This is a genomic window from Ruegeria lacuscaerulensis, assembly GCF_013031245.1.
Classification (GTDB): domain Bacteria; phylum Pseudomonadota; class Alphaproteobacteria; order Rhodobacterales; family Rhodobacteraceae; genus Ruegeria; species Ruegeria lacuscaerulensis_C.
In genome coordinates, this window is sequence record NZ_WPZL01000077.1 from 1 (window position 1) to 5712 (window position 5712).

A 5712-nucleotide genomic window follows, 5' to 3' on the forward strand; every position below is an offset into this window, starting at 1 on the left:
AACTGCACTTTGGCACATTCGATGCCGGTGGAGCAGGAGCCACCCACCTCATCCGGTATGGACTGATATCGTTTGAAAATTCCGACTTTGCGTATATTCGAGGCAAAAAGCCCTCGAAAAAACCGGTGGGATTTTTTAGCTTAAAGTTTGGCCAAAACCTGACTTAGGCTGCCAGAGGACATCTCAACGATCGTCGTTGATATTGGTTTTGGACTTTATCGACGTATCGCCCGTTCGCAGAAATATCGAACCTCCTTCATTTTTGAGCTGTTCAACACCAAGGATTCGAACCGTGATCACCACCGTTATGTGACCACGTAAACATCCAACGTCCGAGGAAACTGCAAACACCCTTTCGGACCCACGTGAACTGATCCCGGGCGGCCTTGCTATCAAAAAAGTGGTCAATCTATCCTTGCCTGCGCGACAATCATCACGGCTCAACCGTGCCTTTTTTGGTAGAGCTTTTGCCCGTTAACTTGGCGCGCTCAGGTCGCCGACCAGACCTACTGCCTTTCGCTGTTGTTCGGAAGGCTGGCCGTCAAACTCCACTGGCTCAAGGGGACAGCCGTTTTGTAGGTCGCCTGTCCTTCGCTTTCGAAAACAACCGCAATGCTCCGTGGTGAAGTCCAGGCATCAAGGTTCAAGTCAACCATCAATCTCTTTATGCCCGAGTTGGGGTTTTGAAGCTGGCATTCGGAATCGTATGGCGTTTCACATGGATTTGCCGAACGCAGTACGAACTCAGCTTCCGGCGGAGACAAAATTCGCGCGCGTAACTCTTTACCGTCCTGGATCAAGGTCGCGTTTGACCCAACAATCGAAACCTCCGCTTCGGTGTGCATCGTCCATGCCACTGGCCCCTCTAGGTGGCTGCTGATTTCATCCTGAATAAGCACTGTTCCATCATCTACCAACGCAATTCCACGCATGATCGTGCCTTTGGTTTGACCATACACATCAGAAAGGTCGGCGATCGCGAAGTTGAACCCTGAGAACTGGCCAAACTCCTTGATCTGCGCGCGTCTAGTTGCAATTTGGTTCGCCTCATTAAAGGTCAGAGTATTCTGCCCTATCGTGGCAGTGCGATAGTAATCAAAGCGCTTGTCGATAAAGTATCCCGGCAACTGATAATTCCCGATCCCCAAATCCACTGCCCACCGCACACCGTTTGCCTCAAGCACAAACGTTCCAGCGTCCAGATTATTGTGGTGGCTACGGAGTGGCCCGGCTTTGAAACCAACGAATGTCGCGTCAGGATCGTCCCAGGCGGACCGCATAGTCACCAGGCCAAGCCCCCCGGACCAATAGGCTTCTTTACGAGGGGGTATAAGTTCATGTTCTGGACTTTGCTGCCAAATTAGTTCGAAGGCGGGATGGGAAGATGGCGTGGCATTAACCGTAGGTAGGTTGTAGCTTGGCTGATTGTAGTACGATGCCAGCCATGTAAGCGCGACAGGATCGGTACGTGTATCGCTATCACCGTAGTTGAAGAGCATACCTGTCGGTCCAGTCACATGAATCAAATATTCTCCAAATCTCTCCAGCCCAACGGATTTTGAGAGGTCAAAGTCATGACCAAGAACTGAACTCAATGAGTCGATCAAAACAGCCGCATCCCTGGCCGACAGAGCGCCGTACATTGGTCCCTCCGACCAAGCCCCATCCGGAGCAAACATTGCAAACCCATTGCGAATGGACTCCTGAGCGCGTTCGATAATTCTATTGGCTAATTCCGGCTCCACGTTTGAAGACACCAGTGCAGCGACGATCATTCCGGCATTGCAAACAACGTTCCAGTTGAATGATGCAACAGGCCAGGTGATATCCGCGCTCGCAGTTCCATCGGGCAGTGTCTTCGGAACTGGTGTTGGGTAGACCCAACGTTGCGGTGCGACCCAGCCATTTTCGAAATACAGTGTATCCAGACCGTAGATCTTGTCGGCTTCTTTCAACCCGTTTTCGACCAACGCGGATCTAATGGCTTGGTGATCTTGCGGGTCCAAAGCTTCGCTGATCCAGCTGTACCCAAGTGAAACCGCCAAACTCACACGGCTGAGCCCGAGAAAGTTTTCAGGATGCCAGGTCTCCAAATCCGAAAGTTGAAGAAGTTCTGTCCTAGTGCGTTCAGCGTAGCGATTGTCACCTGTCAAACGCCACGCCAAAGCCAATGTTGTTAGGCGTTCTACGGGTCTTTCGCCAAAACCCTGGAAAGCCTGATGTATCTCGCCATCTTCCTTTTGAAGTAATTCGACAACCGTTGGCGATTGCAGATGTGCATTCGCACGTGCAATCAAAGCTTTGTACTTCAATGCGAAGACAGGATCCTCAGATCGTTGAGCCTCAATTCGCTGAACGACCTCTTCCGTCAGAATGACCTCAGGCACCGACGTTTGAGATTCCGCGCTTGTTATGCACAGACAAACTAGGAGTGGCGCACACAGAAGGCGGGCGCGTTTTCGACTGGTCTTTCTGACGGCCGCGATCACAGAACCCATACGCTATTAATACTCCTACGAACTAACACTGCAAAGCCTACGGCATCCTGATAAAGTTGACGGACGAATAACAGTTTTTCAGATCTGAATGACCTCTGTGGGGATGCTGCTCCGCAACGCATCGCCTGTAGACCAAGGTCCGCTTCGAGCCGAATTCGTGGCAGGGGCCTATGCTGCGTCAGTACCGAGGTCTGATAAGAGCCCATATTTCCTCGATCATTCCGCGACAAGTTGGCAATGCCTGCATCATAGAAAGCCCTGCCTTGAATAGGAAAGCCGGACTGGCCGTTGAAACAAAAACAAGTTGCAACGGGATATTCAGGAGCAAGTAATATGCAATACCCTTCTAGTACGACGCAATTATTGGCAGGGTGTCCAGGATTGGGAATAGGACCCAAAAGACCTGTCGATTGACATCTCGGACCGAAGCGATCCCCATTGTTGTTATGGGGAACGAGTTCCTGCACTCCCGATGAGAACGCTTTGAAAGTCAGCAGGATAGTTATTGGCAAGGCGGGGGTCATTACAGAGTTCGCGAATTTCTCTAAGAGTACTACCGCAATAATTTGGCATATACATGCTGGAGTCACATTTTGTCTTCAGACCCCGGTAACGCCATTCCTCAGTTGCTGACATGCCACTCATGGTTCTTCCTTTTTGACAGCAAATTTTTTGGAGGCGAAGCGGTCCTTTATTCAACGTGAAGAGAAGGGCCGGAAAGAGTCCAAAGCTTCGAGACCTGCACACCGACAAACGGCTGTCATCCGAGCTTTTGCTGCATTTGAAGCCTTAATGTGTTATAGTTCAATATTATTTAACAGGATTGGGGGACCACCATGCGACCGTTTGTCTACCGAGTTCTGGCTGCGCTTTTGTTTCTGAGCGGAACAATAACACCAGCTTTTGCATTAACTCAGACTTGGTACGTTACCGGTAAATTCGAAAGCAGCAATAGCAATAAGCCTGCACTGACCGGCAGCTTCGATTACGACCCATCTCAATTCACCGCTTCCAACGTGGCCTTGACTGCCAATACTGGAGAAACCAAGACCAATTGTTGCTTGATTAGCTGGGACAAAGTTGTCTTCGGGTGGTCTGGAGAAGCTGTTTATTCGCCAAATGACGGAAGGTTCTACACGAGCTTCTTTATTAACCAATTCGACGCAAATAACCCGACACCTGCGACCTCTACATTGGCGCTGGTGTTCAACGGTAATCCCGCAACGTCGAACAAGCTGGATGGCGTTCTCAATGGGCAATCCAGTCAGGGTTATTGCTTTATATCCGGTGGTTCATGCGCGGGCGTAAACAGAACCGGAGGTGCACTTTTTCCACATCGTGATTTGATATCGCTTAGCATGTCAACCACACCACCCGAGACTGTGGCTCCAGTTCCATTACCGGCTACAGGTTGGCTATTGCTAGGCGGGATCGGAGCATTTTCTATTTTCAGACGAAACGCGAAGAAGGCGCGCCACTAGATTACCAGCCGTTTGGATGCCGATGAAGCTGGCGCTAAGCTGGAGCGGTGACCCCATGTCCCGGGCACGGGATTAATCCGGATTACCACTAGAGACAATCAACACTGAATGAGAGAATCTGCATGACGCTTCCCGTTGCCGCATCTCATCGGGTTCCGCACCAACGGCGCAATCGCTAATCAACGGGCTCTACTGAATGACTAGTTTGGTGATATAGCTGTATTGCAGAGATTGGTTCGTCGAAACCGCAACGGCCTTCTGTACCAGCAGTTGCCGCGCCTGCAAAAGTCCGCATTAGTCTGCGTTGCCGCCAATTGGGTCGGGCAACGGCCATGGTTTCGCCCGCCGCGCCACCGTCGGTCCGGTTTAGGCCCCAGGCGCATGGGGCGTAACAAGCGAGAGAGAAGCCGTCTTTGTTTTGATGGCAGCCAAACAACACACCTTGCATAATGGGCAGGGCGCACAAGTGTCGAACTAGGCAAGAGACTGGAAAACCATGCAAGCCCCGGTGACAGGACGGCTGACCGAAATGAGACTGCTAAAGCGATCAATCATGGCTAATAGCCTGGAACTACAGTTCTGGGGATATGAAATTGGCAATCTGTTCGCCGCTGTCGCTGGGTCTGGCGGTTTTGCCAGCTTTTTTGCGGAAGTCAATGCGGTGGTGTTGAATCCGAACCTCGATCCTATCGGCAAGGCCCTAACCCTCGCCCGCGACCATCCCGACGCTTTTGTTACGATTGCGCTCGGCATTGTTGTTCTGCTTGCACCGCCTATGAAGAACCTTGTCAGCCTCGCCGGACGACTGGCGCTGATCAATCTCTTCGATGCTGCGACGTTGATCGCCGCTGTTCTTATTCTGACATTCACGCTGAATGCCGATACTAGTTGGCTGACTGACGCTGCGGCATCATTTGTCGTTGGTTCCTCGCTGTTGCGCCAAAGCAAGCGCAATCCATTTTTGATGAAGCCAGGAAGTTTGGCCCTCAGTCTTGGTGGAATTGCTCTTGCCGCCTTTGGGGTTGTTGAGGTTTCGGTTGATTTGGAAACCAGTGACGAGATTGGCCTAGCCCTCAGCGCCATTGCGATTGCCACAGGCGTCTATGTGCTGGCAGCAGGTTTACTGACCTATCAAGGAGGCGTGTTTGAAACAGCACGCTTCCTCGCAGCTTCGAAAGGGGGAACTGTCGAGAAAGACTGTGCTGCTAGACTTCTCAATCCACACGACGGCATCCTTCCGCGCTTGTTCGAAACTCTGCTCGACAGGCCAGTCGTTTGGTTCTGCGATAGGGTCGTCAAACCGGCGATTTTCTGGGTTTCGGCCCATACCAAACGCGAGAGACCGTTTGTGACAAGCATGTGGGCGCGGCTACCGTGGCGACTATTTTCAGGTGGACTGGCCTTTGCGACGGCTACACCCCAGGGAATGGTCTTTGGTCTTGCCAATATCTGCTGGGCGGTTGGCGACGTGGCGATTGGTTCGCTCGACTGGACCAAAGATCAAGAAACCCGATAGTGTCCGTCGTCAGAGTTTTTCTGAATGCTTAGGTATTTTCGTAGCGGAGGCTTTGGTTCGTCCCGCGGAACACCACTTCGACCAATTCATGATCTCGCGCAAGCAGCGAACGGCAGGTTCGACGGGCCGCGTCGCAGCATCTGTTGGCAAAGCTCAATGACTTCTGTGGGTGGCTCCTGCATTGCAAGAACTTTTTGGTGATGTTTGCGGGTATTTT

The 5712-nt window shown here is 51.7% G+C and carries 3 protein-coding genes; 2 read left to right on the top strand and 1 reads right to left on the bottom strand.

Translation table 11 applies throughout. The features are described 5' to 3' along the window. Positions 1 to 506: 506 nt before the first annotated feature. Positions 507 to 2387: a heparinase II/III domain-containing protein gene (locus tag GOX66_RS26250; RefSeq protein ID WP_170766618.1), complete on the bottom strand. Its 1881-nt coding sequence runs from the start codon at positions 2385 to 2387 to the stop codon at positions 507 to 509. Positions 2388 to 3334: 947 nt separating this feature from the next. Here GOX66_RS26250 and GOX66_RS25985 point away from each other — a divergent pair. Together GOX66_RS25985 and GOX66_RS25200 are read left to right on the top strand one after the other, a co-directional pair. Beyond that, positions 3335 to 3979, top strand: a complete 645-nt coding sequence (locus GOX66_RS25985) for a VPLPA-CTERM sorting domain-containing protein (protein ID WP_237212787.1) — start codon at positions 3335 to 3337, stop codon at positions 3977 to 3979. Positions 3980 to 4532: 553 nt separating this feature from the next. Continuing rightward, the gene (locus GOX66_RS25200) at positions 4533 to 5495 is read left to right on the top strand and encodes a hypothetical protein (RefSeq protein ID WP_170766620.1); all 963 of its coding nucleotides are present in this window, start codon (positions 4533 to 4535) and stop codon (positions 5493 to 5495) included. Positions 5496 to 5712: the final 217 nt, after the last annotated feature.

What these genes read in the sequence shown, in the direction of transcription:
- GOX66_RS25985 (WP_237212787.1), top strand. Translation starts at nt 3,335, where the DNA reads ATGCGACCGTTTGTCTACCGAGTTCTGGCTGCGCTTTTGTTTCTGAGC.
- GOX66_RS25200 (WP_170766620.1), top strand. Translation starts at nt 4,533, where the DNA reads ATGGCTAATAGCCTGGAACTACAGTTCTGGGGATATGAAATTGGCAAT.